Origin of the sequence: Actinosynnema sp. ALI-1.44 (assembly GCF_001984155.1) — a bacterium.
In the GTDB taxonomy this organism is placed as follows: Bacteria; Actinomycetota; Actinomycetes; order Mycobacteriales; family Pseudonocardiaceae; genus Kibdelosporangium.
Genome location: NZ_MTQO01000030.1, coordinates 1 through 25,635, shown reverse-complemented (window position 1 = coordinate 25,635; position 25,635 = coordinate 1). Strand labels below are relative to the sequence as shown.

The 25,635-nt window shown below is 68.4% G+C and carries 24 protein-coding genes, 1 tRNA gene, 2 rRNA genes and 1 pseudogene; 7 read left to right on the top strand and 21 right to left on the bottom strand.

Going from position 1 to position 25,635, the window contains the following annotated elements:
• Positions 1 to 2 precede the first annotated feature (2 nt).
• The gene (locus ALI144C_RS04880) at positions 3 to 410 is read left to right on the top strand and encodes a RidA family protein (RefSeq protein WP_076985798.1); all 408 of its coding nucleotides are present in this window, start codon (positions 3 to 5) and stop codon (positions 408 to 410) included.
• On the opposite strand, the gene ALI144C_RS04875 is transcribed toward ALI144C_RS04880, so the two are convergent.
• Positions 400 to 1,713 carry an APC family permease gene (locus tag ALI144C_RS04875; RefSeq protein WP_237773987.1) on the bottom strand — a complete coding sequence of 438 codons (1,314 nt, stop codon included), beginning with the start codon at positions 1,711 to 1,713 and terminating at the stop codon, positions 400 to 402. The genes ALI144C_RS04880 and ALI144C_RS04875 overlap by 11 nt on opposite strands.
• An 85-nt stretch (positions 1,714 to 1,798) precedes the next feature.
• On the opposite strand from ALI144C_RS04875, the gene ALI144C_RS04870 reads away from it, so the two are divergent.
• Positions 1,799 to 2,203, top strand: a complete 405-nt coding sequence (locus ALI144C_RS04870; protein ID WP_076985797.1) for an OsmC family protein — start codon at positions 1,799 to 1,801, stop codon at positions 2,201 to 2,203.
• Here the strand turns inward: ALI144C_RS04870 and ALI144C_RS04865 are convergent, their stop codons facing one another.
• The 8 genes from ALI144C_RS04865 to ALI144C_RS04830 all read right to left on the bottom strand — a co-directional run bounded on the left by ALI144C_RS04865 (position 2,204) and on the right by ALI144C_RS04830 (position 8,428).
• On the bottom strand, positions 2,204 to 2,947 hold the full coding sequence (locus ALI144C_RS04865; RefSeq protein ID WP_076985796.1) for an SDR family NAD(P)-dependent oxidoreductase: 744 nt from the start codon (positions 2,945 to 2,947) through the stop codon (positions 2,204 to 2,206).
• 91 nt (positions 2,948 to 3,038) lie between these two features.
• Positions 3,039 to 3,443 carry a hypothetical protein gene (locus tag ALI144C_RS04860; protein ID WP_143230406.1) on the bottom strand — a complete coding sequence of 135 codons (405 nt, stop codon included), beginning with the start codon at positions 3,441 to 3,443 and terminating at the stop codon, positions 3,039 to 3,041.
• The gene (locus tag ALI144C_RS04855; protein WP_083752719.1) at positions 3,440 to 4,168 is read right to left on the bottom strand and encodes an SDR family oxidoreductase; all 729 of its coding nucleotides are present in this window, start codon (positions 4,166 to 4,168) and stop codon (positions 3,440 to 3,442) included. The genes ALI144C_RS04860 and ALI144C_RS04855 overlap by 4 nt, the downstream gene beginning before the upstream one ends.
• Positions 4,136 to 4,206 (bottom strand) — tRNA-Cys (locus ALI144C_RS04850). Before ALI144C_RS04850 ends, ALI144C_RS04855 begins: the two co-directional genes overlap by 33 nt.
• A 17-nt stretch (positions 4,207 to 4,223) precedes the next feature.
• Positions 4,224 to 4,985: a 3-oxoacyl-ACP reductase gene (locus tag ALI144C_RS04845; RefSeq protein ID WP_076985793.1), complete on the bottom strand. Its 762-nt coding sequence runs from the start codon at positions 4,983 to 4,985 to the stop codon at positions 4,224 to 4,226.
• 11 nt (positions 4,986 to 4,996) lie between these two features.
• On the bottom strand, positions 4,997 to 6,361 hold the full coding sequence (locus ALI144C_RS04840; protein WP_076985792.1) for an aldehyde dehydrogenase family protein: 1,365 nt from the start codon (positions 6,359 to 6,361) through the stop codon (positions 4,997 to 4,999).
• A complete protein-coding gene (locus ALI144C_RS04835) occupies positions 6,358 to 7,083 on the bottom strand; it encodes a gamma-glutamyl-gamma-aminobutyrate hydrolase family protein (protein WP_076985791.1) in 726 nt (241 codons plus the stop codon). Before ALI144C_RS04835 ends, ALI144C_RS04840 begins: the two co-directional genes overlap by 4 nt.
• Positions 7,064 to 8,428, bottom strand: coding sequence for a glutamine synthetase family protein (locus tag ALI144C_RS04830; protein WP_076985790.1), 1,365 nt, complete (start codon positions 8,426 to 8,428; stop codon positions 7,064 to 7,066). Before ALI144C_RS04830 ends, ALI144C_RS04835 begins: the two co-directional genes overlap by 20 nt.
• A gap of 189 nt (positions 8,429 to 8,617) precedes the next feature.
• On the opposite strand from ALI144C_RS04830, the gene eat reads away from it, so the two are divergent.
• From eat to ALI144C_RS04805, 5 genes and pseudogenes are all read left to right on the top strand, one after another.
• Positions 8,618 to 10,042, top strand: a complete 1,425-nt coding sequence (eat, locus tag ALI144C_RS04825; protein WP_076985789.1) for an ethanolamine permease — start codon at positions 8,618 to 8,620, stop codon at positions 10,040 to 10,042.
• A gap of 54 nt (positions 10,043 to 10,096) precedes the next feature.
• Positions 10,097 to 10,495 (top strand): sigma factor-like helix-turn-helix DNA-binding protein, encoded by a 399-nt coding sequence (locus ALI144C_RS04820; protein WP_269086652.1) that lies wholly within the window; start codon positions 10,097 to 10,099, stop codon positions 10,493 to 10,495.
• Positions 10,492 to 11,142 (top strand): anti-sigma factor family protein, encoded by a 651-nt coding sequence (locus tag ALI144C_RS04815; RefSeq protein ID WP_076985787.1) that lies wholly within the window; start codon positions 10,492 to 10,494, stop codon positions 11,140 to 11,142. The genes ALI144C_RS04820 and ALI144C_RS04815 overlap by 4 nt, the downstream gene beginning before the upstream one ends.
• A gap of 468 nt (positions 11,143 to 11,610) precedes the next feature.
• Positions 11,611 to 11,733 (top strand): annotated as a pseudogene (locus ALI144C_RS04810) (sigma factor); the annotation flags it as partial.
• A gap of 25 nt (positions 11,734 to 11,758) precedes the next feature.
• On the top strand, positions 11,759 to 12,049 hold the full coding sequence (locus tag ALI144C_RS04805) for a hypothetical protein (protein ID WP_076985786.1): 291 nt from the start codon (positions 11,759 to 11,761) through the stop codon (positions 12,047 to 12,049).
• Between the two features lie 58 nt (positions 12,050 to 12,107).
• Here the strand turns inward: ALI144C_RS04805 and ALI144C_RS04800 are convergent, their stop codons facing one another.
• The 12 genes from ALI144C_RS04800 to ALI144C_RS04745 form a co-directional block, all read right to left on the bottom strand.
• Complete coding sequence (locus ALI144C_RS04800) at positions 12,108 to 12,731, bottom strand: NUDIX domain-containing protein (RefSeq protein ID WP_076985785.1); 624 nt, start codon at positions 12,729 to 12,731, stop codon at positions 12,108 to 12,110.
• Positions 12,728 to 14,434: a CTP synthase gene (locus ALI144C_RS04795; RefSeq protein ID WP_076985868.1), complete on the bottom strand. Its 1,707-nt coding sequence runs from the start codon at positions 14,432 to 14,434 to the stop codon at positions 12,728 to 12,730. Before ALI144C_RS04795 ends, ALI144C_RS04800 begins: the two co-directional genes overlap by 4 nt.
• Before the next feature lie 98 nt (positions 14,435 to 14,532).
• On the bottom strand, positions 14,533 to 15,459 hold the full coding sequence (locus tag ALI144C_RS04790) for a copper transporter (RefSeq protein WP_076985784.1): 927 nt from the start codon (positions 15,457 to 15,459) through the stop codon (positions 14,533 to 14,535).
• Entirely contained in the window at positions 15,456 to 16,640 is a 1,185-nt protein-coding gene (gene steA / locus ALI144C_RS04785; RefSeq protein ID WP_076985783.1) for a putative cytokinetic ring protein SteA, read from the bottom strand. The genes ALI144C_RS04790 and steA overlap by 4 nt, the downstream gene beginning before the upstream one ends.
• A gap of 341 nt (positions 16,641 to 16,981) precedes the next feature.
• Positions 16,982 to 18,763: a DNA repair protein RecN gene (recN, locus tag ALI144C_RS04780; protein ID WP_076985782.1), complete on the bottom strand. Its 1,782-nt coding sequence runs from the start codon at positions 18,761 to 18,763 to the stop codon at positions 16,982 to 16,984.
• Between the two features lie 30 nt (positions 18,764 to 18,793).
• Positions 18,794 to 19,690: an NAD kinase gene (locus ALI144C_RS04775; protein WP_076985781.1), complete on the bottom strand. Its 897-nt coding sequence runs from the start codon at positions 19,688 to 19,690 to the stop codon at positions 18,794 to 18,796.
• Positions 19,687 to 20,499, bottom strand: coding sequence for a TlyA family RNA methyltransferase (locus ALI144C_RS04770; protein ID WP_076985780.1), 813 nt, complete (start codon positions 20,497 to 20,499; stop codon positions 19,687 to 19,689). The genes ALI144C_RS04775 and ALI144C_RS04770 overlap by 4 nt, the downstream gene beginning before the upstream one ends.
• Before the next feature lie 6 nt (positions 20,500 to 20,505).
• Positions 20,506 to 20,697 carry a hypothetical protein gene (locus ALI144C_RS04765; protein WP_076985867.1) on the bottom strand — a complete coding sequence of 64 codons (192 nt, stop codon included), beginning with the start codon at positions 20,695 to 20,697 and terminating at the stop codon, positions 20,506 to 20,508.
• Between the two features lie 4 nt (positions 20,698 to 20,701).
• On the bottom strand, positions 20,702 to 21,727 hold the full coding sequence (locus tag ALI144C_RS04760) for an HAD-IIA family hydrolase (RefSeq protein WP_076985779.1): 1,026 nt from the start codon (positions 21,725 to 21,727) through the stop codon (positions 20,702 to 20,704).
• The gene (locus ALI144C_RS57230; RefSeq protein ID WP_076985778.1) at positions 21,724 to 23,883 is read right to left on the bottom strand and encodes a hypothetical protein; all 2,160 of its coding nucleotides are present in this window, start codon (positions 23,881 to 23,883) and stop codon (positions 21,724 to 21,726) included. The genes ALI144C_RS04760 and ALI144C_RS57230 overlap by 4 nt, the downstream gene beginning before the upstream one ends.
• Before the next feature lie 159 nt (positions 23,884 to 24,042).
• Positions 24,043 to 24,159 (bottom strand): 5S ribosomal RNA (gene rrf / locus ALI144C_RS04750).
• Between the two features lie 86 nt (positions 24,160 to 24,245).
• A 23S ribosomal RNA gene (locus ALI144C_RS04745) occupies positions 24,246 to 25,635 on the bottom strand; the annotation flags it as partial.

Here is a 25,635-nt window from a genome sequence, read left to right as displayed (position 1 = left end):
CGATGCCCGTCAATCTGGTGAACCCGGCAGGCCTGCCCGTGATCGACGGCTACCACCAGGTGTCCGTCGCGACCGGCTCGAAGCAGGTCTTCGTCGCGGGCCAGGTCGCCTGGGACGCCGACGGCACCACGATCGGCGAGGGCGATCTCGCGGCTCAGGTCGAGCAGTGCTACCCCAACATCGACGCCGCTTTGACCGGTGTCGGCGCCACCTTCGCCGACGTGACGAAACTGACTGTCTACGTCGTCGACTGGACCCCGGACAAGCTGCCGCTGTTCTTCGAAGGCGCCGCCCGAGCGGCCGCCAAGCTCGGCATCACCCCGACACCGCCCGGCACCCTGATCGGCGTCGCGGCCCTGGACGTGCCCGAACACCTGGTGGAGGTCGAAGCCGTCGCCGTCATGGACTGACCGGCGGCACGCCACCGGCACGGGATCCGGCCAGGTTCACCACAATGCCCACGGCGAACCAGATCGCGCCGACGATGAGTGCGGTCGTGCTGGACAACGCCAGTACCGCGACCATCACGGCGGCGCCGAGGATCGGGACCACGAGGTGCGCCAGCACCCTGTACCGGCCACGGAAGTAACCGATCACCGACAGGTGCAGGAGGGTGAAGGCGGCGAGCGCGCCGACATCCACAATGGACACCAGGATGTCCAGTCCGTCGTCGCGGCTCGCCGCCCAGACCGCCACCACCAGGGTCAGCACGGCGGCGAACAGGATCGCGGTCCATGGCGTCTTCGTCCGGTTGTCCACCGCCGCGAGTTGCTTCGGCAGTCGTGATTCCCTGGCCATGCTGTACAGCAGCCGCCCCACCGCCGCCTGCGCGACCATCGCGGAGAACGCCGGGCCGACGGCTTTCACCGCCGTCACCACCACCGCCAGCCATGGGCCGATGCTGGTGCGCAGCATCTCGTAGAACACCTGCCCGGAGGAACCCGATGGACTCGCGGGGGTCAGCAGGGCGCCGAGGTACGTCTGCACCACGAACAGGAAACCGGCCAGCACGAGGCAGAACAGCGTCGCACGGCCGACGACCTTGCTGGGGCCGACGTTCTCCTCCGCGAACGACGCGATCGCGTCGAAACCGAGGAACGACAGCACCGCGACCGACACCGCGCCGACCACCGCGGTGACCTCGAACCCCGAGACACCGGTGAACGGCGACTGCCACGGGCGTTGCGCACCATCCGTGACAAGCACCACCACGGCCGCGACGACGAACACCACCAGCAGCACGATCTCCACCACGAGCACGACCAGGCCGACGACGGCGGCCAGGCGTACACCGGCGAGGTTCACCGCGGTGGTCACGAGAATCGCCGCGCCGGTGGCCAGCCAGACCGGGATCCCGGGCACGAGCGCGTTCGTGGCGATCCCGGTGAACAGGTACGCCACACTCGGGATCAGCAGGTAGTCCAGCAGCACCAGCCATCCGGCGAAGAACCCAGCCGTCCTGCCCAGTCCCGCCGAGGCGTAGGAGAACACCGAGCCCGCTCGGGGGATTTCCGCGGACATCGTCGCGTACGAGTAGGCAGTGAGTCCCATGGCGACGGTCGCGACGAGGTAGACCAACGCCACCGCGCCGCCGCTGCGGGCATCCAGCACGCCGAACACGCCGACGGGCGCCAGCGGCCCAATGAACAGCAGACCGTAGACGACCAGGTCACGCAGGGTCAGCGTGCGCCGTAAGGTGGGGATCTCGCTCACTTCGGCCCCTCGTCGTGGAACACGATCAGACCTCACCACGTTCCACTGCGCGGGACCACCGAAGACCACCTGATGGGAGACCAGCATGAACCCGACCCCGGTCCAGATCCGGCGGTCCGCCCCGGCGAAGTTCGTCGCGACCAACGCCCGCGGCGCCGAGATCAAGATCGGCCGCTCGGGCGACGGCCCGGACTTCTCGCCGGTCGAACTGCTGATGGCGGCGCTCGGCGCGTGCGCGACGCTGTCGGCCGACAGCGTGATCTCCCGCAGGCTCGGCGACGACGCCCCGATCGACATGGTCGTCACCGCCGAGAAGGACGTCGAAGCCGACCGGATCACCAGCGTCGAGACCAAGTTCGACCTGGACATGACCAAGCTCGACGAGGCCGGTCAGGCCCAGCTGGTCAAGCTGGTGGTCAAGGCCGTCGAGCTGACCTGCACGGTGAGCCACTCGGTCGAGCCGGGCACCCCGGTCAAGGTCACCGTCTGATCAGGCCGTCGCGCCGCCGTCGACGACCAGGTCGTGCCCGACGACGTAGCTGGCCGCGTCGGACGCGAGCCACAGCACAGTCGCCGCCACCTCACCCGGGTCGCTGACCCGGCCCGCGGGGACGGCCGCGGCGACGCGGGCGTCGCGGTCCTCCTTGGTCTCGCCTGGCCGGTACGACATGGGTGTGTCGCTGGCGCCGGGGCTGATCGCGTTGATCCGGATGCCGTCCGCGATGTATTCGCGGGCGGCGGTCTGGGTGAGCACGCTGACTGCCGCCTTGGAGCTGGCGTAGGCGCTCAGCCCGGGGCGTCGGCCGTGCGCCCCGATGTTCGACGAGACGTTGATGATCGCGCCGCCCCCGGTGCGCCGCATGGCAGCGATCTCGTACTTCATGCACAGGAAGACGCCGGTCAGGTTGGTGTCCAGCACCGACTTCCACGTGTCGAGCTCGAGCGACGCGACCGGCGCGGGTTTGCCGAACACGCCTGCCGCGTTCACGGCCACGTCCAGACGGCCGTGGCGGCGCACGACGGTGTCGACCATCTCCGCCACGTCATCCGGGTTGGTCACGTCGGCCACCACCCAGCTCACGTCCCTCTTGCCGCCCGCGGCCTCGGTCAGCCGGTCGGCGTCACGTCCGGCCAGCACGACCTTGGCTCCGTCCCCGACGAAGGCGTCGAGGATCGCACCGGCGAGCGCGCCGCCACCGCCCGTGACCAGAACTACCTTACCGCTAAGAGACATGGCTCCACCGTATCAGCGGTGGACGCTCCTGATCGCGGCAACGTCCGGATGGGGCAGCAGCTCAGGCAAACCCGCGGCGATGTGGCCGAGTTCACGCTTGACACGCCGCGCGATCCCGTCGCGCCAAGGGGTTGCGCTTCAGCCACAGGCCGCGCACGATCCCCGGTGAGGCAGCGATCCGCTCGGCGACCGAACACGCGCCGCCTTCGCCGATCCCGTTGCACCCCAGGTAGACGGTCGATGCCCCGGCCTTGATGGCACCTTCGGTCGCGGACACGGCGCCCTCGTCGCCCAAGCCGTCCGTGCCGAGCAGCAGGTGCCGCACCGGCCCCGCACCGGGTAGAGCGTCCACAACGGACTGGACACCCACCGGCCCGAGGTGGGACTTGCACAGATCCAGCCTGCCGTCCGGCAGTGCCGTGCCGACCGGGAAGTCCAGGCGGCGAGCGGTTTCCGCGCCGCTGCGCAACCACGCGAGCAACGGGTCCAGGCTCACCACGCCACCTCCCGGTAGTCCTTGAGCAGCACACCCGACGGCGGCTCACCGGCCTCTCCGCGCACGATGGGGTCGTAGATCCGCGCGGCGCCGTCGAGCACGTCCAGCGGTGGCCGCCAGCCCTCGTCGGCGATCCGGGTCTTGACCGGCGCGGGGTTCTCGTCCGTGATCCACCCGGTGTCCACACTGGTCACATAGATGCCCTGTCCGGCGAGGTCCTCGGCGCTCGTCCGGGTGAGCATGTTCAAGGCCGCCTTGGCCATGTTGGTGTGCGGGTGCGCGCCGGACTTGTACCTCGCGGCGAACCAGCCCTCCACCGCGGAGACGTTCACGATGTAGCGCCTGGGGGAACTCGACGCGCGCAGCAACGGCATCAGCCCGTCGGCCAGCAGGTACGGCGCGACCGCGTTGATGAGGTGGACTTCGAGCAACTCCGCCGGGTCGACGTCCCCGAGTTTCGCGGTCCACGAGTTCGTCGGCGCCGGGTCGACCATCAGGCCGCTGGCGTCGACCTGACCCTGCCCGGCGGTCGCGATCTCCGCCGAGGACAACGCTTTCGCCCAGTCCGGCTCAGGCAGGGCGGGCGAGAAACCGGGCGCGGCGCCGACCGCGAGCGGCGGTTCGGCCTCGGTAACGCGCGCACCTTGGCCAGCATGGCGAGGCAGGCATCGAAGTCCGCGTCGTCGATCACGTAGAGCCTGCCGGAATCGAACCGGCGTCCTCACTGCTTTGCAGGCAGCGCGCGACGACCTCTGCGCTACCTGGCCTGCGTCGGCCACCTTACAGCGGGGTCACGTACGCGCCAGTGATGCCGCCGTCGACCAGGAAGCTCGACGCGGTCATGAACGACGAGTCGTCACTGGCCAGGAAAGCCACGGCGGCGGCGATCTCCTCCGGTTCGGCGAAGCGGCCCATCGGGACGTGCACCAGGCGTCGCTGCGCCCGCTCGGCATCGGCGGCGAACAGCTCCTTCAGCAACGGCGTGTTCACCGGTCCGGGGCACAGGGCGTTGACCCGGATGCCTTCACGGGCGAACTGGACACCGAGTTCGCGGGTCATCGACAGGACCGCGCCTTTCGAGGCGCTGTAGGAGATCTGCGACGTCGCCGCGCCCATCACCGCGACGAACGACGCCGTGTTGATGATCGATCCCTTGCCCTGGCGCTGCATGTGCGGGATCGCGGCCTTGCAGCAGAGGTAGACCGAGTTGAGGTTCACGGTCTGCACGCGCTGCCAGACGTCCGGCTCGGTGTTCAGGATCGACTCGTCCTCCGGCGGGGAGATGCCCGCGTTGTTGAACGCGACGTCCAGCGATCCGTACGTGTCCACCGCGGTCTGGAAGAGGGCTTCGACCTGCTCCCGGTCCGTCACGTCGGTCCGCACGAACAGGCCACCCACCTCGTCGGCCGTGGCCTTGCCCGCGTCCGCGTCGATGTCGGCCACGACGACCTTGGCGCCCTCGCTGGCCAGGCGCCGCACCGACGCGAGGCCGATGCCGCTGCCGCCGCCGGTGACGACCGCTACCCGGTCCTGCAACCTCATGGAAAAGCTCCTCAGTCGTTGGCGATGAACACGTTCTTGGTCTCGGTGAACGCCGCCACGGCGTCCGGCCCGAGCTCCCGGCCGAGGCCGGACTGCTTGAAGCCGCCGAAAGGCGTCCAGTACCGCACCGACGAGTGGGAGTTGACGGACAGGTTGCCCGCCTCGACCCCGCGCGACACGCGCAGCGCGCGGCCGACGTCCCGCGTCCAGATCGAGCCGGACAGGCCGTATTCGGTGTCGTTGGCCAGCCGCAGCGCGTCTTCCTCGTCGTCGAACGGTAGCACGGCGACGACGGGCCCGAAGACCTCGTCGGTCACCGCACGGTCCGAAGGGGACACTGGCGCGAGAACGGTTGGCGGGAACCAGAAGCCAGGCCCGTCCGGCGCGCTGCCCCGGAACGCGACGGGAGCGTCACCGGGCACATAGGACGCCACGGACGAGCGGTGCGCGGCCGAGATGAGCGGGCCCATCTCGGTCGATTCCTGACCGGGGTCGCCGACGACCACGCCCTTCACGGCCGGTTCGAACAGTTCCATGAACCGGTCGTACACGCTGCGCTGCACCAGGATCCGTGACCGCGCACAGCAGTCCTGCCCGGCGTTGTCGAACACCCCGTACGGCGCCGTCGCGGCGGCTTTCTCCAGGTCGGCGTCGGCGAAGACGATGTTGGCGTTCTTGCCACCCAGTTCGAGCGTCAGCCGTTTCACCTGGGCCGCGCAGCCCGCCATGATCTGCTTGCCGACCTCGGTCGACCCGGTGAACACGACCTTGCGCACCAGCGGGTGGTCGACGAACCGTTGCCCGACAACCGATCCCTTGCCCGGCAGGACCTGGAACACGTCCTCGGGGATGCCCGCTTCACGGGCCAGCTCGCCGAGCCGGATGGCGGTCAACGGGGTCAGCTCGGCCGGCTTCAGCACGACCGTGTTCCCGGCGGCGAGCGCGGGCGCGAAGCCCCAGCCCGCGATCGGCATCGGGAAGTTCCACGGCACGATCACGCCGACCACGCCGAGCGGTTCGGCGAACGTCACGTTCACCCCGCCCGGCACCGGGATCTGCCTGCCGAACAGCCGTTCCGGCGCCGCCGAGTAGTACTCGACGACGTCACGGACGTTGCCGGCCTCCCAGCGGGCGTTGCCGATGGTGTGCCCGGCGTTGGTGACCTCCAGCCGCGCGAGGTTCTCGATGTCGGCGTCCACAGCGGACGCGAACCGGCGCAGCAGCCGCGCCCGGTCGCCCGGTGCGACCGCCCGCCAGGCGGGCCACGCCGCGTGGGCGCGCCTGATCGCCGCGTCCGTCTCGTCGGCCGAGGTCAGGGCGACGGTCCTGACGATCTCCTCGGTGGTCGGGTTGATGACGTCAAACCCTGTTGTCACTGCGACTTCCTCCGGAACGCGGCCCGTACGAGGCCTTGGAACAGGCGGACATCCCTGGAGTTCTCCTCCGGATGCCATTGCACACCGATGACGAACCCGGCTTCCGGCAGTTCGACGGCCTCGATCGTGCCGTCCTGCGCCCAGCCGACGGCCGACAGACCCGAGCCGAGCTGGTCGATGGCCTGGTGGTGATGGCAGTGCACGATCGTGTTCTCGCCGACCAGCCCGCCGACCACGCTTCCCGGCGCGAGCTTGATGTCGTTGCTGCCGAACACACCCGGCGACGGGTTGTGGGTCTTCGACCCGGCCACGTCGGGCACGTGCTGGTGCAGCGAACCGCCGAGCGCGATGTTGATCAGCTGCAGGCCGCGGCAGACGCCGAGCACCGGGAGGTCGGCTTCCAACGCGAGGTGGAACAGGCTGAACTCGGACGCGTCCCGCTCCAGCCGCAGCGTCCCGGTCGACGCGTGCGGCGCCTGGCCGTAGCGGCTGGGGTCGATGTCCGCCCCGCCGGACAGCACCAGTCCGTCCAAACGGGACACGTGCTCCGGCAGCCAGCGACCGACCGGCGGCAGCATGACCGGCATCCCGCCCGCGGCGACGATGCAGTCCAGATAGGACTGCATGAGCACCGCGGACGGCACGTCCCACAGGCCGAACCTCGCTTGTTCGAGGTACGTCGTGATGCCGATCAACGGCGTGTCAGAGCCGTTCGAAGCCACGGACCCTCTCCCAATCGGTGACCGCGGCCTCGTAGGCCGTGAGCTCGACTCTTGCCGCGTTCAGGTAGTGCTCGACGACCTCGGCACCGAACGCCGACTTCGCCAGTTCGCTGTCCGCGAGCAGGTCCGCGGCGTCCCGCAGGGTGTGCGGGACGTGCTCCTTGTCGGAGTCGTACGCGTTTCCGGTGAACGCCTGCTCCAACGGCAACTCGTTCTCGATGCCGTGCAGACCGGCCGCGATCAGTGCGGCGACCGCCAGGTACGGGTTGACGTCCCCACCGGGAACGCGGTTCTCCACACGCAGTGACGAACCGTGCCCGACGACACGCAACGCGCATGTCCGGTTGTCCTCGCCCCACGCCACTGCCGTCGGCGCGAAGCTTCCGTGCACGAAACGCTTGTAGGAGTTGATGTTCGGTGCGAAGAAGTACGTGAACTCGCGCAGGCACGCCAACTGCCCGGCGATGAAGTGCTCCATCAACTTGGAGAACCCGTGCTCACGGTCGCCTGCCATGACAGCGTTGCCGTCCTTGTCACGGACGCTGATGTGGATGTGACAGGAATTGCCTTCGCGCTCGTTGTACTTGGCCATGAACGTCAGGCTCTTGCCGTGCGCGGCGGCGATTTCCTTCGCGCCGGTCTTGTAGATGCTGTGGTTGTCGCACGTCGCCAGCGCATGGGTGTACCGGAAGGCGATCTCGTGCTGGCCGGGGTTGCACTCCCCCTTCGCCGACTCGACGTACAACCCGGCGCCGCTCATCTTGTTGCGGATGTCGCGCAGCAGGGGCTCAAGCCTTCCGGTGCCGAGCATCGAGTAGTCCACATTGTACAAATTGGACGGCGTCAGGTCGCGGTAGCCGTTGCGCCATGCCTGTTCGTAAGTGTCGTCGAAGACGATGAACTCCAACTCGGTGCCGACGAACGCCTCAAGCCCGCGCTCGGCCAGCCGGTCGATCTGGCGGCGCAGGATCTGCCGGGGCGACGGCCCGACCGGTCCGCCCTGCACCCTCTCCAGGTCCGCGAGGACGAGCGCCGTGCCGTCGTGCCATGGGACGCGCCGCAGGGTGCTCAGGTCCGGCCGGAGCACGAAGTCGCCGTAGCCGCTCTCCCACGAGGACATGGCGTAGCCACTGACCGTGTTCATTTCCACGTCGACGGCCAACAGGTAGTTGCAGGCCTCGGTGGCGTGGACGAGGACTTCCTCCACGAAGTACTCGGCCGAGCACCGTTTGCCCTGCAAGCGGCCCTGCATGTCGGTTATGGCGATCAACACGGTGTCGATCTCGCCGGAGTCGACGAGCTCTCGTAGCTGCTCGACGCTCAGCAGGCCGTCGGTGTGTCGCATCGGCACCCCATTCCAAAGGATCGCTTCCGATCCATTGCTGGTCATTGCTACCCGAGTGACAAGGTGCATGTCAACGCCACCGGATGTACCGCCGACCACGCCCTTGACAGGATTATGTAACCCGTATCACCCTCTCCGGCAACCAAAGGACCGTAGCTGACCCATTGTTCAGGGCCGACGGGAGCGCCAGTGTCCAAGCAATACGAGACAGTCGACCAGCAGTACCTGGAGAAACGCCAACTCAGGCGAGGCGCGGCGGGCTGGGTGCTGCTCGCCGGGCTGGGCGTCTCCTACGTCATCTCCGGGGACTTCGCCGGCTGGAACATCGGCCTCGCCAAGGGCGGCTGGGGCGGTCTGCTGATCGCGACCGTGCTGATGGCCGTGATGTACACGTGCATGGTCTTCGGACTGGCCGAGATGGCTTCCGCGCTGCCGGTCGCGGGCGCGGGGTACGGCTTCGCCCGCCGCGCGCTCGGCCCGACCGGCGGGTTCGTCACCGGCATGGCGATCCTGATCGAGTACGCCATCGCACCAGCCGCCATCTCGGTGTTCATCGGCCAGTACGTCGAAGCGCTCGGCCTGTTCGGGCTGACCAGCGGCTGGCCGGTGTTCCTGGTCAGCTACCTGGTCTTCGTCGGCGCACACCTGTGGGGCGTCGGCGAGGCGCTGCGGGCGATGTTCGTGATCACCGGGATCGCCACGGTCGCGCTCGTCGCCTTCGTGGTCGGGATGATCGGCAAGTTCGACCCGGCCAAGCTGCTCGACATCCCGATGACCGACGCGGTGGGCGCGAGTTCGTTCCTGCCGTTCGGGATCGCGGGCGCGGTGGCCGCACTGGTCTACGGCATCTGGTTCTTCCTCGCCATCGAAGGCGTTCCGCTCGCCGCCGAGGAAGCCAGCGACCCGAAGCGGGACCTGCCACGCGGGATCATCGTCGGGATGTCCGTACTGCTGCTGTTCGCCGCGCTGATGCTGGTGTTCGCGCCCGGTGGCGCCGGCTCCTCAGCGCTGCAGGGGTCGGGCAACCCGTTGCCGGACGCGGTCCGCGTGGCCTTCGGCGGCGACAACTTCCTGGCCCAGTTCGTGAACTACGTGGGTCTCGCCGGTCTGGTCGCGAGCTTCTTCTCGATCATCTACGCGTACTCGCGGCAGCTTTTCGCCCTGTCGCGCGCCGGATACCTGCCGCGCTGGTTGTCGGTGACCGGGAAACGCAAGATCCCTTACCTGGCACTGATCGTGCCGGGCACGATCGGGTTCGTCCTGGCCGCGTGGATCCACGACGGCGGCAAGCTGATCAACATCGCGGTGTTCGGGGCGACGGTGTCCTATGTGCTGCTCAACGTCTCGCACATCGTGCTGCGGGTGCGCGAACCGGACCTGGAGCGACCGTACCGGACGCCCGGTGGTGTGGTGACCACTTCAATCGCCGCTGTGCTGGCGATCGCGGCCGTGGTCGCGACTTTCTTCGTCGATGTACCCGCCGCGGCGATCACCGCGGGGATCATGGTGGTGGCGTTGGCATACTTCTGGTTCTACAGCCGTCATCACCTGGTGGCGAATGCTCCTGAAGAGGAGTTCGCCGCGATCGCCAGGGCGGAGAAGGAGCTGGAATAGCGCGAAGCCGGGAGGTCAGCCATCAACGAGAGCCACATAGCGCTGCTGCGGGCTTTGCACCACGAGCACGCGGCCACGCTGTTGCGGTACGTGCTGCGCCTGACCGAGGACGAACAACGCGCTCAGGACGTCGTGCGGGACGTACTGCTGCGCGCGTCGAAGAACCCGGACCTGCTCACCGCACCGGACGTGGCCACGGTGCTGTACTCGGCGGCACGCGAGGCGATCGGCGCGTCGGACCCGGCACTGGACTCGTGGCTGGTGTCCGACGCGCTCAGCCAGCTGACGCCGGAACACCGGACGGTGATCGTACGGGCGTATTACATGGGACAATCGGTGTCGGAGCTGGCCGAAGCTCTGGATGTGCCCGAGGGCACCATCCTGTCACGACTGCACTACGGGCTGCGCGCGTTGCACCTCGCATTGCAGGAGAGAGGGGTGACCGGGCCATGAAGTCGTACCGGGAATGGGACGCCGCGTACGTTCTCGGCTCGCTGTCACCCGATGAGCGCAGCGAGTTCGAGCAGCACATGGAGACGTGCCAGTCCTGCAAGGAACAGGTCGCCGACCTGTCGGGCTTACCGGCCATCCTGTCGGCGTTGCCGCAGGATCAGGCCATCGACCTGCTGGACCCGCCGCGAGACACCATGCCCGCGTTGATCAACGCCGCCACGCGGGCACGGCGGTGGGAACGCGCCTGGATCGCCGCCGCGGTGGTCGCGGCCGCGGCCCTGGGAGCGGTGCTGGTGTACGTGCTGCGTCCCAGCGAGCCGGTGGAGGCGAGTGGCGTGACCGCCCGGCTGACACAGACGGTGCCGAGTCCGGTCACCGCGTCGGTGACGTTGGTCGAGGAGCCGTGGGGCACGCGCATCGACGTGCGATGCGACTACGCCGGGTCGAGTGCGGACGGTCCGGCGTTGCCGTACACCTTGTACGTCGCCGACGCGTCCGGGTCCTTGACGCCTGTCGGTAGCTGGAGCGCGGGGCCTGGCACGTCGATGACGCCGACGGCGACCACGGACATGCCACGCGGCCGGATCACCAGGATCGAGATCAGGCTGGCCACGATCGACAAGACCGTGCTGGAAGCGCGGTTTTAGTGCCTTCCGGCATGTGACGCCCGGAAAGCGGCCCTCGCAGGAAATTTGCCGTCCGCGTTGAACACGGGGCGGTGCTGTCTCGTTCAGAACGGGTGACCCGACAGGCCAGCCTGAAAGGCGCCTCCACCGTGACAGCACCGTTTCAGCTCTCCGCGTTGCCCGTCCAGTTCCAGCGCTACGGCGCGGGCCCCGTCTGCCCGCCCCGGTTCAGCCGCGTCCACCACGCCTTCGAAGCGCAGGTGGCCAAGCACCCCGACGCCATCGCCGTCGAGCACCTCGGTACTTGCCTGACATACCAACAACGCCGCGCGGGGCGAGAACATCCACACAGGACTGGAGGTGGAGCTGGCGGCGTTCCGGCAGGCGTTCACCACACCGGACCTGCGCACGGACGCAGCGGCGTTCCTGGCCAAGCGCAAGCCGGTCTTCAACCGGGGATAAGGGGCGTGCGTCATCAACGACAGCCATATGGCGCTGCTGCGTGCTCTGCACGACGAGCACGCGGCACCGCTCCTGCGATACGTACTGCGGCTCACCGGCGATGACCAGCTCGCTGAGGACGTCGTGCAGGAAGCCCTGTTGCGGGCGTGGAAGAACCCGGACATCCTGGCCCACGTTGACCCGCGCGGCACGGACGTCCCGCCGGCGTGGCCGTGTCCGGATCGCGGCGGCTCTTGCCGGAACCGCCACTTTGGGCGCGCTGGTCACGGTCGTGCTCGGCACCGCCACTTTGGGCGCGCTGGTCACGGTCGTGCTCGGCACCGCCAAGAGCGCCGGGGCATGGCGGGCGGGGCCCGGCGGGTTGATGACGCCGAAAGCGACGACGGACATGCCCCGCGCAGCCGTTGCCCGCATCGAGATCCGGCTGCTCAGTACTGGCAAAACCTTGCTGGAAGCCTGGTTCTAGAGCGGCCGGGGCGAGCGGGCCCACGCAGCCGTGGACCCGCCCTTTCCGAGAGATCGACCTACTTGCGGCGTTCCGCGAACGCGGTCGGCTTGTCGTCCCAAGGTGCGTCCGCCGGGCGCAGTTCGGCGTGCCCGTTGCGCACCGCGTACGCGGCCAGCAGCCCGGCCACGGTGGAGGCGTTGATGATCTCGCCCGAGAACACCTTGGCCACCGCCTCGGCCAGCGGGACGCGTTCGACGACGATGTCGGCTTCCTCGTCGCCTTCCGGCTCGACCCGGTTGGCCTTGGTCAGGCCACGCGCCAGGAACACCCGGACGACCTCGTCGGTGAAGCCCGGCGACGCGGCGACGTCCACCAGGACACCCCACTCGGCGGCGGCGAGGTCGACCTCCTCCTCCAGTTCACGCGCGGCGGTGGTGACCGCGTCCTCGCCGGAGACGTCCAACAGTCCGGCGGGCAGTTCCCACAGCCTGCGGCCGACCGGGTGGCGGTACTGGTGGATCAGCACCACTTTGTCCTCGTCGTCCAGCGCGACCACGGCGACCGCGCCGAGGTGCTCGACGACCTCGCGCATCGCCGTACCGCCGCCGGGCATGCGGACCTCGTCCATCCGCAGGCCGACCACCCTGCCGATGTGGATGTCCTTCGTGGACACGACGTCGAACGTGTGCCGGTCGGTCACGATCCCACGCTCACAATGTGGTTGTTCTCCGGCAGCTCGACCGGCAGCCGGTCGGCCGTGCGGTACGCCAGCGCGGCCTTGACGAACCCGGCGAACAGCGGGTGCGGACGGGTCGGGCGGCTCTTGAGCTCCGGGTGCGCCTGCGTGCCGACGTAGAACGGGTGCTTGTCGGCGGGCAGCTCGACGAACTCGACCAGGTGCCCGTCCGGCGAGGTGCCCGAGAAGACCAGCCCTGCCTCGGCCAAACGCTTGCGGTAGGCGTTGTTGACCTCGTAGCGGTGCCGGTGCCGTTCGGAGACCGAGGTCGACCCGTACGAGCTCGCCACGAGCGACCCCTCGGTCAACGCGGCCGTGTACGCGCCGAGCCGCATGGTGCCGCCCATGTCGCGCTCGCCCGCGACGACGTCCTCCTGGTCGGCCATCGTCGAGATGACCGGGTGCTCGGTGTTCTCGTCGAACTCGGCGGAGTTCGCGCCGGTCAGCCCGGCCAGGTTGCGCGCCACGTCGATCACCATGCACTGCAGGCCGAGGCACAGGCCCAGCAGCGGGATCTTGCGGTCACGGGCGAAGCTGATCGCACCGAGCTTGCCCTCGATGCCCCGCACGCCGAACCCGCCGGGGATCAGCACACCGTCCACACCGGACAGTGCGTGCGCGGCACCGGACGGCGTGTCGCAGGAGTCCGACGCGACCCACACGATCTCGACCTTGGCGCGGTTGCCGAACCCGCCCGCGCGCAGGGCCTCGGTCACCGACAGGTACGCGTCCGGCAGGTCGACGTACTTGCCGACGACCGCGATCCGCACGGTTTCCTTCGGGTTGTGCACGCGGCCGAGCAGATCGCCCCACACGGCCCAGTCCACGTCGCGGAACGGCAGGCCGAGGCGGCGCACGACGTAGGCGTCAAGGCCCTCGCCGTGCAGCACTCGGGGAATGTCGTAGATGGACGGGGCGTCCGGCGCGGCGACGACCGCTTCGGTGTCCACATCGCACATCAGGGCGATCTTGCGCTTCAACGAGTCCGGGATCTCCCGGTCGGCGCGGCAGACGATCGCGTCGGGCTGGATACCGATGTTGCGCAGCGCGGCCACGGAGTGCTGGGTCGGCTTCGTCTTCAACTCGCCCGACGGCGCCAGGTACGGCACCAGCGAGACGTGCAGGAAGAAGCAGTTGTCCCGGCCCACGTCGTGCCGGACCTGGCGGCACGCCTCCAGGAACGGCAGCGACTCGATGTCGCCGACCGTGCCGCCGACCTCGGTGATCACCACGTCCGGGACGATGCCGTTGGCGTCGGGCAGGGCCATGGCCTGGATGCGGGACTTGATCTCGTCGGTGATGTGCGGGATGACCTGCACGGTGTCGCCGAGGTACTCGCCGCGCCGCTCCTTGGCGATCACGGTCGAGTACACCTGCCCGGTGGTCACGTTGGCCGTGCCGGTGAGGTCGCGGTCGAGGAACCGCTCGTAGTGCCCGATGTCCAGGTCGGTCTCGGCGCCGTCCTCGGTCACGAACACCTCGCCGTGCTGGAACGGGTTCATCGTGCCGGGATCGACGTTGAGGTACGGGTCGAGCTTCTGCATCGTGACGCGCAGCCCGCGCGAGGTCAGGAGCTGTCCGAGACTGGAAGCGGTGAGTCCCTTGCCCAGTGAGGAGGCGACGCCTCCCGTCACGAAAACGTGCTTTGTCGTCCGCGCTTGAGGCAGCCGCCTACTGTTTTCCACGGGGCTCCACGGTAACACCTTCTTGCCGACCGGTGGGGAACCGGGTATATGAGCGTGTCGGCAACTACCGTACGTGACGATCAGGGGACGACGGACTGCGCCGTTCCCGCGGTGCCGTACCGGCCCGCTTTGCCCTCCAGCTGCTCACCGAGCGCCAGAACCGCCGCCACCCGGCCCGCGTTCAGCTCGACGTTGTCCACAGTAGACAGAATGGCCGTCGTCGCGGTGTCCGCGCGCGCCATGCCGACCGGGCCGGTGGCGTCCGCCGAGCCCGTGTCCCCGGCGAGCACCGCACCGGCACCGGAGCGGTCGAGCTGGGCGGCGAACCGGGCGAGCGTGGACGCCCGGTCCCCGGCACCGTCGCCGGTCGACGCGCTCCCGGTGAGGACCAGCGCGAGCTGGCCGGGCTTGAAGTTCTCCGGCATGCGGACGAACCCGGCGTCGGACAGGCCGGTGAACGCGGCGGTGACCTCGTTCGGTTGGGCCTGCGGCTGGTTGGTGTCCTTGTTGATCACGGCGAGCGACCCGATCAGGCCACCGGAGAGCGTGCCGGGGTCCGACGCGGTCGGCAACTGCAGCCCGGCGGGCAGCAGGCGGGTCACGACGTCCCTGAGCTGGTCGGCCTTCTGCGGATCGGCGAACGCGTCGGTGAGCGCCAGCTCGCCGGAGACCGAGCCGCCCGCGTTGCCGATCAGGGCCTTCACCGCGTCCCGGTCGGCCGGGCGCGCGTCGGACGTGGTCACGAGCACCACGGTGCGCTGGTCCAGCTCACCGCGGACCGCCATCGGCCCGATCGACCCGGCGAACCCGTCCGAACTGGCCAGCCGCGCGTTCAGGCCGTTGCGCTCGGACTCCAGGTCGGCGACTTGCTTGGCCAGCCCGTCGCGGTCGTCGGCCAGCCCGGACAGCAACGTGCGGCTCAACGTGCTCGACCCGAGCACGACACCGACCGCGAGAGCGAGGAAGACCGCGGCGACGGAGATGATGTGGTAGCGCAGCGAGATCACGTGAACAACCCCTTGATCCAGGCAACGAAGTCGTTCCAGGTGCTGACCGTCCAGTCGGCGTAGGACCCGCCGACGCCGGAAACGGCCAGCCCGGCGGCGACAGCGACGAGAGCGGCGAGAACGAGAAGGACGATGGCGGCGGTGGAGACCCGGGTGCGGTGCAGGCGCGCCGCGGCTTTGCCGTCGACGAGTTTGCTGCCGAGCTTCAACCGCGTGAGGAAGGTCGACGGGTTGGACCCGGACCGGCCGCTGTCGAGGAACTCCCGCAGCGTGGCCTGGAACCCGACGGTGACGACGAGACAGGCACCGTGTGCGTCGGCGAGCAGCAGCGCGAGGTCCTCGGCGTTGCCGGACGCGGGGAACGTGACCGCGCCGATGCCGAGGTCCTGAATGCGTTCGAGACCGGGGGCGTGCCCGCCCTCGTCGGCGGGGATGACGACCTCGGCGCCGCCGAGGAGGGTGTCGGTGCTGATGCGGTCGGGGTCCCCGACGATGATCTCCGGCTTGTACCCGGCGTCCTTGAGCGCGTCGGCGCCACCGGACACCCCGACGAGGACGGGCCGGTGCTCGGAGATGTACCGCTTGAGGCTCTTGAGGTCCTCGACGAAGTCGGTGCCCGGGGCGACGATGAGGACCTGCCGGTCCTTGATGGGCACCCGCAGCTCCGGCACACCGACGCCGTCGAGGATGAGGGATCGTTCGCGGCGCAGGAACTCGATGGTGTTGGCGGAGAACGCTTCGAGCTGAGCCGACATCCCGGCCTTCGCCTCGATCATCTGGTCGGCGATGGTCTCGGCGGTCTGCTGAACCCCGGTGGCGACCTCTTTGCCTCCACAGTAGACGGCGGAGCCGTGCAGCCGCAGCTTGCTGCCCTCACGAATCTCCCGCAGCGCGTGGACACCGACACCGTCGATGAGCGGAATCCCGGCCTCGAGAAGAAGTTCCGGGCCGAGGTTGGGAAAACGCCCTGAAATGGAAGGAGAAGCGTTGACCACACCGGCGACACCCGCCGCGACCAACGCGTCGGCGGTCGTCCGGTCAAGGTCAAGCTGGTCGAGCACAACGATGTCGCCGGGACCGATCCGGCGAAGCAGATCGCCGGTCCGCCGGTCGACCCTGGCCGCCCCGGTCACCCCGGGCTGACTCTGGCCGGCGCGATTGAGCACTCCCGGAAGCTTCATAACAGCGATGGTGACAAATGGACAGTCCACAATAACCACGCCACGCCGACGCAAAAGGACGCTCACCCACAGGGGCGATCCACAGGTGACATGCTGTGACCAGCCCAAATGCGCACAATTGCGGCAAAGGCCGGAAGATCCCCAGCATGCGACCGAGATCCGCGAGACCGCGCAACGATCACCCGCTTGACGACATCCGTGGCACTGAGGGCCAGCGGAACACCCTGAGTGAACCTCGCCGTGTCCCCCACCCCAGCACCCCGGAAGGTCCCATCTCGGGGTGCCGGAACGCAGGACACGGCGTGCCCGAATTCGGGACACGCCGTGTCAGGTGCGGCTGGTTACTTCTTGCGGCGGGACTTCTTTCCGTTGATAGCCTCCCGCTTGGCGGCCTCAGCCAACCCGAGAAGCTCCTCGGCATGAGCGCGCCCGGTCTCGGTGGACTCCATCCCGGCAAGCATCCGGGCGAGTTCCACGACCCGCTGCTCTGCCGTCAACGTCTTCACGCCGGACTTGGTGAGGCCGCCCTTGGCTGACTTGTCCACGACCAGGTGGCGATCCGCGAAGGCGGCGACCTGGGCGAGGTGGGTGACCACGACGACCTGGTGGCTGCGGGCCAGCCGGGCCAGCCGCCGACCGATCTCGATCGCCGCCCGACCGCCGACCCCCGCGTCGACCTCGTCGAACACCATCGTCGGCACCGGGTCAGCGTGTGCGAGCACAACCTCGATCGCCAGCATCACGCGCGACAACTCACCGCCGGAAGCCGCCTTGTGCACCGGCAACGCCTGCGCGCCGTCGTGCGCCTTGAGCCGCAGCTCGACCTCGTCGACACCGTCCGGCCCGGCGGACAACTGCACGTCGCCGACCTGCAGCGCGTGCGCGTCATCGGCGGACGCCATCCGGGGACGCACGGCGACGTCGATCCCCGCCGATCCCATCGCGAGCCCAGCCAGTTCGGCGGTCACCTCAGAGGACAACTCCTGCGCCGCGCGCTCACGCTGCTCGGTCAACGTCGCCGCGTGCCGGGCCAGCTCCACCGCCAGCGAGTCACGCCGGGCCGCCAGCGCGGTGAGAGCCTCTTCGGACGTGTCCAGGCCCGTCAGCTGCTGCGCCGCGTCCGCCGCCCACGCCAGCACGCCGTCTATGTCCGTGGCGTATTTGCGCGTCAGCATCTTCAGCTCGGCCTGCCGGGCCAGCACCTGCTCCAGGCGCGCCGGGTCCGCCTCGAGGCCTTCCACGTAGCTGCTGAGCTCGTTGTTCACGTCGCTCAACAACACCGCCGCCTCCGCCAGCCGCGGTTCGAGGTCACGCAGCTTCGGGTCTTCCGACGCCGACAGGCGCCGTCTGGCCTCGTCGACCAACGACATCGCGCCGCTGCCGTCCGCCGGATCGTCCGGCGACCCGCTCAACGCGAAGTGCGCGCCTGCCGCCGCCTCACGCAACTGGTCGACGTCCGCCAGCCTGCGTGCCTCGTCGACCAACGCGTCGTCCTCACCCGGTTTCGGGTCGACCGCCTCGATCTCCTTCAGCCCGTGCTGCAGCATGTCGGCCTGTTTGGCCAGTTCACGCGCGCGCTCGGTCTTCTCGCGCAGTTCCTCGATCACGTCGAGCCACTCGGCTCGCGTCGACCGGTACTCCGCCACCGCCTTGGCGACCGCGTCCCCGGCGAACGTGTCCAGCACCGCGCGCTGCTCCGCCGGGTGCAGCAGGCGCAACTGGTCGTTCTGACCGTGCACCGCGATCAACTGCTCGGCCAGTTCGGACAGCACGCCGACGGGCACCGACCGGCCACCGAGGTGGGCGCGGGACCGGCCGTCCGACCCGACCGTCCGCAGCGCGATCAGGCTGCCGTCCTCGTCGGGTTCCGCGGCCGCTTCGACCGCCACCTTCGCGGCCCGTGAATCAGGCGGCACGTGGAAACGGCCCTCGACCACGGCACGGCTCGCGCCAGAGCGCACTCTGGACGCCTCGGCACGGCCGCCGGACAGCAGATGCAGCCCGGTCACGACCATGGTCTTGCCCGCCCCGGTCTCACCTGTCACTACCGTGAACCCGGGGTCCAGTTGCAGGGTCGCCTCGTCGATGACGCCGAGGCCCTGGATGCGCATCTCGGCCAGCACAGTGCGAACCCTACCTACCCGCCATGACAGTCATCGCTTCCGCCACCCCTGTACGGGCAAACCGAACTTCTTCACAAGCCGGTCGGTGAACGGCCCGTCCCACAGCCGGACCAGCCTGACCGGCTCCGATCCCGCCGAAACCTCCACCCGCGCGCCCGGCGGCAGGTCGAAGGTGCGTTGACCGTCACAGAACAACACCGCCGGGTGTCCGTTCGGGTCGACCTCCATCGCCACGGTCGACGTCGGCGACACGACCAACGGCCGCGCGAACATGGCGTGCGCGTTGCTGGGCACCACGAGCATGGCCTGGACGTCCGGCCAGATCACCGGTCCGCCCGCGGAGAACGCGTACGCCGTCGAGCCGGTCGGGGTCGCGCACAGCACACCGTCCGAACCGAACGCCGACACCGGACGGCCGTCCACCTCGATCAGCACGTCCAGGATCTTGTCCCGGCTGCTCTTCTCCACACTGGCCTCGTTCAACGCCCACGTCCGCGCGATCTCGTCGCCCTCGTGGGTCGCCACGACCTCGAGCGTCATCCGCTCGTCGACGTGGAACTTGCCGTCCAGCACCCGCCGCACGGCCACGTCGAGGTCGTCGGAGTCCGCCTCGGCGAGGAACCCCACCCGGCCGAGGTTCACGCCGAGCACCGGCACCCCCGCGGGCCGCGCGAGTTCGGCGGCGCGCAGCAGCGTCCCGTCGCCGCCGAGGACGAACACGAGGTCGACGCCCTTCGCGGCGTTCTCATCGGTGGGGACCGTCGCCAAGCCGGGACTGAAGTCGCCGGACTCGACCTCGAGCGCCCGGACGGACACCCCGGCTTTCGCGAACTGCTCGGCCACCAGTTCGGCGGTCCGCCGATTCGCGTGGCGGCCGGTGTGCACGACCATCAGGATCTCGTAGATCGACGGTCTGTCGTCGGTCATTGTGGCCCCTTCTGCACCGCAGTGTGAACCATGTCGGCGACCTGCTCGGAGTCGAGCCGGTCACCACGTCGCAGCCAGACGAAGTACTCGACGTTGCCCGACGGCCCCGGCAACGGGCTGGCCACCACGCCGTGCGGGCGCAGACCCAGTTCGGCCGCGGCGGTGAGCACCTCGATGACGGCGTCGGCACGCAGTCCAGCATCCCGGACGACACCGCCGGAGCCCAGTCGTTGCTTGCCGACCTCGAACTGCGGTTTGACCATCGGCACCAGGTCGGCGTCCTCGGTCGTGCAGGCCAGCAGCGCGGGCAGGACGAGTTTCAACGAGATGAACGACAGGTCGGCGACCACCAGGTCGACCGGCCCTTCGGTCAACTCCGGGGTCAGGCCGCGGACGTTGGTCTTGTCGAGGACCATGACCCGCGAGTCGGTCATCAGCCGCCAGACCAGCAGGCCACGCCCGACATCCGCGGCGACGACCTGAGTGGCCTCGTTGCGCAGCAACACATCGGTGAACCCGCCGGTGGACGCGCCCGCGTCGAGACAGCGCTTCCCCTTGACGGTCAACCCATCCGGTCCGAACGCCTCGAGCGCGCCGATCAGCTTGTGCGCGCCGCGTGACGCCCAGTTGTCGTCCGCGTCCTCGCGGACGAGCACCGGCGCGTCGGTTTCCACGGCGGTGGCCGGTTTCCTGGCCACCACGCCCTTGACGGTGACGTGGCCGTCCGCGATCAGCTGGGACGCGTGCTCGCGTGACCTGGCCAGGCCACGACGCACGAGCTCAGCGTCCAGCCGCGACCTGCGGGGCATGGGATGTCAGACCTTGTCGATGCTGGACAGCGCCTCGGTCAGCGCTGTGTGCACCGCGTCGAACCGTCCCACGTGCTCGACCGGCTCCAGCTGGTCGAGCCCTTCCAACCCGGCGAGTGCCGCGGTGATCGCGGCCGTCGGGTCCGGCGGCGGACCTGGGACGGGAGGCCGCCAGCTGCCTTCGGAGTTGAACTGCACCACTTCACGGTACCGCCGTTCTGGCAATTCCCAGTGCCACGAGTGCGGCTCGTGTCGTGTCGTCCTCGGCGCGCACCTTGATCTCGCCGCCGTCGATCGGCCGGTGGGCCGCGCACAGCGCCCGCAATAAGGCCAGTTCGTCGACGGGTGAGCCGTTTCCGGCCCACCGGGCGGTCAGCTGGTGGTCGGTGCGGTCGACCTCCCATGCACGTTGTGCCGCAATCTCCAGCCCGGCAGCGGGCCCGCAGACGTCACCGATCGACGCAGCGACGTACCGCGGCCTGAGCCACGCGGGCGCGGCCAGCAACTCGGCGGGTGTCGTGACCCCGGTCAGCACGAGCAGGGCGTCCACCTCGGCGGTGACGGCACCCGCGATGTCGGTGTCCAGCCGGTCCCCGACGACCAGCGGGCTGCCCGCGTTGGCCGACGTGATCGCCTCGTCCATCAACGGCCGTGCGGGCTTGCCCGCGACAACGGGTTCCTGGCCGGTCGCGGCACGCACCGCTGCCACCAACGAGCCGTTGCCGGGCAGCTCACCGCGTTCAGTCGGCAGTGTGGCGTCCATGTTGCACGCCACCCACAGCACGCCTGCCCGGATCGCCAGGGTCGCCTCGGCGAGGTCGCGGTAGGCGACGTCCCGTGACAGACCCTGGACCACGGCTTTGACGGTGTCGGTGAACATCCGGACCGGTCGCAGGCCCGCCTCGTCGACGATGTCGGCGAGCGCGTCCGTCCCGACGACGAGGACCTCGTCGCCGGGTTGGAGCCGCTCGGCGAGGACACTGCCCGCCGCCTGTGCGCTGGTGCTGACCTCGGACGGCGCGGCGGCGACGCCGAGGCCCGTCAGGTGCTCCGCGACGTCTTCGGGACTGCGCGACGCGTTGTTGGTGACGAACCGGACCGCTGTGCCGTTCTCCCTGGCGGCCTGGACCGTTTCCGCCGCTCCCGCCACCGCCTCACCGCCGCGGTAGACGGTTCCGTCCAGGTCGAGCAGCAGAGCGTCGTAGATGTCGAGCAGCCGACGTTTCACTGCAGCGCGGCCCCGAGTTCCACGGCCCGCTCGGCCGCGTCGGTCTCTTCGTCGTCGTCGGCCTGGGCGGCGTTGAGGAACCAACGGATCGCCTCGTCGGTACGACCGGCAGCTTCGAGGTTGTCGGCGTACGCGTAGAACAGCCGCGCGCTCCACGGGTCCTTGCGCTTCGGGTCCAGGTCCGCGCCCTGCAGCGCGACGACCGCGGCGTCCAACTGCCCCATGTCACGCCGCGCACCGGCCGCGACGATCCGCAACTCGACGGCGGTCGCCGGGCTCACGCCCGCCCCGGCCTCCTTGGCCAGGTCCAACGCACGCTCGGGGCGGCCGAGGGCGCGCTCGCAGTCGGCCATCACGGCGATGTGCGCGTTCGAACCCGTCATCCGGCGCACGGCACGCAGATCCGACAACGCCTCGGACCACTCGCCCGCGTGGTACGCGGCCAGACCGGCGGCTTCCCGGACGATGGCGACCCGTGAGGCCTTGCCACGGGCGATCCGGGCGTGCTTGAGGGCCAGTTCGGGGTCCTCGTCGATCAGCATGCCCGCCGCGGCGAGGTGCTGGCCGACGTCCTCGGCCTGGGCCTTGGGCAGGCTCTTGAGCTCCTGCCGGGCCTCGGGGTCGAGCTTGGAGATGTCCGCGCCCTCCGGCAACGTGGCCAGGTCGGGGTTGGCCGGTTTCTCCGGCTTGGTGTCGGCGGCTTCGGCCTGCTCGTCGGCGTCGCCGGACTCGGCGCTCACCGCGTCCGTGCCCCGCTCGTCCGCGCCGTCCACCGTCAGGTCGTCGCGCTCGACGACGTCAGCGGACTCGGACACGTCGCCAACCAGTTCCTGGTCCACGGCGTCTTTGCGAGGGCTGAGGTCGTCCCGGCCTTCACCGCGGGGACCGCGGTCGTCCTTCGCGAAGTCCCGCCGTGGGCGATCGCCGAAGTCCTTGCGGGGACGGTCACTGCCGCCGAAATCCCGGCGAGGACGGTCGTCCCGGCTGGAATCCTTGCGCGGACGGTCGCCGCCACCGAAATCCCGGCGCGGGCCGTCGTCGCTGTAGTTCCGACGGGGCCGGTCGTCGCGGCCGTAGTCCTTGCGGGGTCCACGGTCGCCGCCGTAGCTACCGCGAGATTTGTCGTCACGGCCGTAGTCCTTGCGGGGTCCACGATCATCGCCGTAGCTACCACGAGGCTTGTCGTCACGACCGAAGCTCTTGCGGGGTCCACGATCATCGCCGTAGCTACCACGAGGCTTGTCGTCACGACCGTAGTCCTTGCGGGGTCCACGATCATCGCCGAAGTTCCGACGGGGCCGGTCGTCGCGGCCGAAGTCCCTACGAGGACCACGATCGTCGCTGTAACTGCCGCGGGGCTTGTCATCTCGGCCGAAGCTCTTCCGAGGACCGCGGTCGCCGCCGTAACTGCCACGAGGCTTGTCGTCACGGTTGAAGCGTGGCCGGTCGTCTCCGCCGCTGAAGGTGCGTCGGGGTTTGTCGTCCCGGTTGAAATCACGGCGTGGTCGGTCGTCGAAGTCCCTGCGGGGGCCGCGGTCGCCTTGGCCGCCGCCACGTCCGAAGTCGTTGCGCGGGCGGTCGTCACGGTTGAAATCGCGGCGCGGTCCGCGGTCGGCGTTCCGATCGTTGCCACGGTCGAAGTCACGGCGGGGCCGGTCGTCCCGGTTGAACCGGGGGCGGTCGTCCCTGTCGAAGGAGCGGCGTGGACGGTCCTGGTCGGAGCCGCGCCTGTCACCACTGCGGTTGTCGTTCCTGTTGTCCCAGCGGTTGTCGTTGTCACGGTCGCGGGACGTGAAGTCGCGTCGGGGTTTGTCGCGGTCGTAGCCACGGGAGTTGTTGTCGCGCGCTGGCTTGCGGAAGGGTCGGTCGTCCCGGCCACGGCCGGAGTCCCCGCGGTCATCACGGCGGAAGTCGCGACGGTCGGAGTTGTCCCGGCGTGGTTTGTCGTCGCGGTTGAAGCGTGGGCGGTCGTCACGGCGGTCGTCACCACGCCATGAGTCGCGCCTGCCCTTGTCCGCAGCAGCTCCTCGCGGCTTGCGGTCGGCGGCGTACCCACGCCGACTGTCGTTACGGCGATCGTTCTGACGATCGCCGCCGGCTCCGCGGCCGCGCGGCTGGTCGCCGCTGCCGCCGTCGGGCCGTTCGAACTCTGACACCTAGACCTCCACGCCCCGTCCGGCGGGGCTGAAACATTCACAAGTCGGCCAGCAGGCCGTCGACCATGGTAACAACCGGTCTGGTGAGCTGACGGCTCAGGCCAGAGCGTGACATACCGAAAGGGCCCCGCGATTCTCGCGGGGCCCCTCGAAAAAATATTACCGCAGTGTCCTACTCTCCCACACCGTACCCAGTGCAGTACCATCGGCGCTGAAGAGCTTAGCTTCCGGGTTCGGAATGGGACCGGGCGTTTCCTCTTCGCTATAACCACGGTAAAACCATGAAACCACCTCAAACCAGACCCTCGATCGGATCCCCGGTTTGGTGTTTCAGAACCGTACAGTGGATGCGTAACATCTTTGTGAGCAAGTCCTCGGCCTATTAGTACCAGTCAACTCCACACGTTACCGCGCTTCCATCTCTGGCCTATCAACCCAGTCGTCTAGCTGGGAGCCTTAACCCACAAAGGGGTGGGAGACCTCATCTTGGAACGAGCTTCCCGCTTAGATGCCTTCAGCGGTTATCCCTTCCGAACGTAGCCAACCAGCCATGCCCTTGGCAGAACAACTGGCACACCAGAGGTTCGTCCGTCCCGGTCCTCTCGTACTAGGGACAGCCTTCCTCAAGTCTCCTACGCGCGCGGCGGATAGGGACCGAACTGTCTCACGACGTTCTAAACCCAGCTCGCGTACCGCTTTAATGGGCGAACAGCCCAACCCTTGGGACCTACTCCGGCCCCAGGATGCGACGAGCCGACATCGAGGTGCCAAACCATGCCGTCGATATGGACTCTTGGGCAAGATCAGCCTGTTATCCCCGGGGTACCTTTTATCCGTTGAGCGACCACGCTTCCACAAGCCATGGCCGGATCACTAGTTCCGACTTTCGTCCCTGCTCGACCCGTCAGTCTCACAGTCAAGCCCCCTTGTGCACTTGCACTCAACACCTGATTGCCAACCAGGCTGAGGGAACCTTTGAGCGCCTCCGTTACTCTTTAGGAGGCAACCGCCCCAGTTAAACTACCCACCAGGCACTGTCCCTGAACCAGATCATGGTCCGAGGTTAGACACCCAATTCGACCAGAGTGGTATTTCAACAACGACTCCACCCACACTAGCGTGAAGGCTTCACAGTCTCCCACCTATCCTACACAAGCCGAACCGAGCACCAATACCAAGCTATAGTAAAGGTCCCGGGGTCTTTCCGTCCTGCCGCGCGTAACGAGCATCTTTACTCGTAGTGCAATTTCACCGGGCCTGTGGTTGAGACAGCCGAGAAGTCGTTACGCCATTCGTGCAGGTCGGAACTTACCCGACAAGGAATTTCGCTACCTTAGGATGGTTATAGTTACCACCGCCGTTTACTGGCGCTTAAATTCTGAGCTTCGCACCACAAGGGCACTAACCCGTCCTCTTAACGTTCCAGCACCGGGCAGGCGTCAGTCCATATACATCGTCTTACGACTTCGCATGGACCTGTGTTTTTAGTAAACAGTCGCTTCTCGCTGGTCTCTGCGGCCACACAACGCTCCAGGAGTAAATCCCTTCACGCCACACGGCCCCCCTTCTCCCGAAGTTACGGGGGCATTTTGCCGAGTTCCTTAACCACAGTTCACCCGAACGCCTTAGTATTCTCTACCTGACCACCTGTGTCGGTTTAGGGTACGGGCCGCTTGAACACTCACTAGAGGCTTTTCTCGGCAGCATAGGATCATCCACTTCGCCTCAATCGGCTACGCATCACGTCTCAGG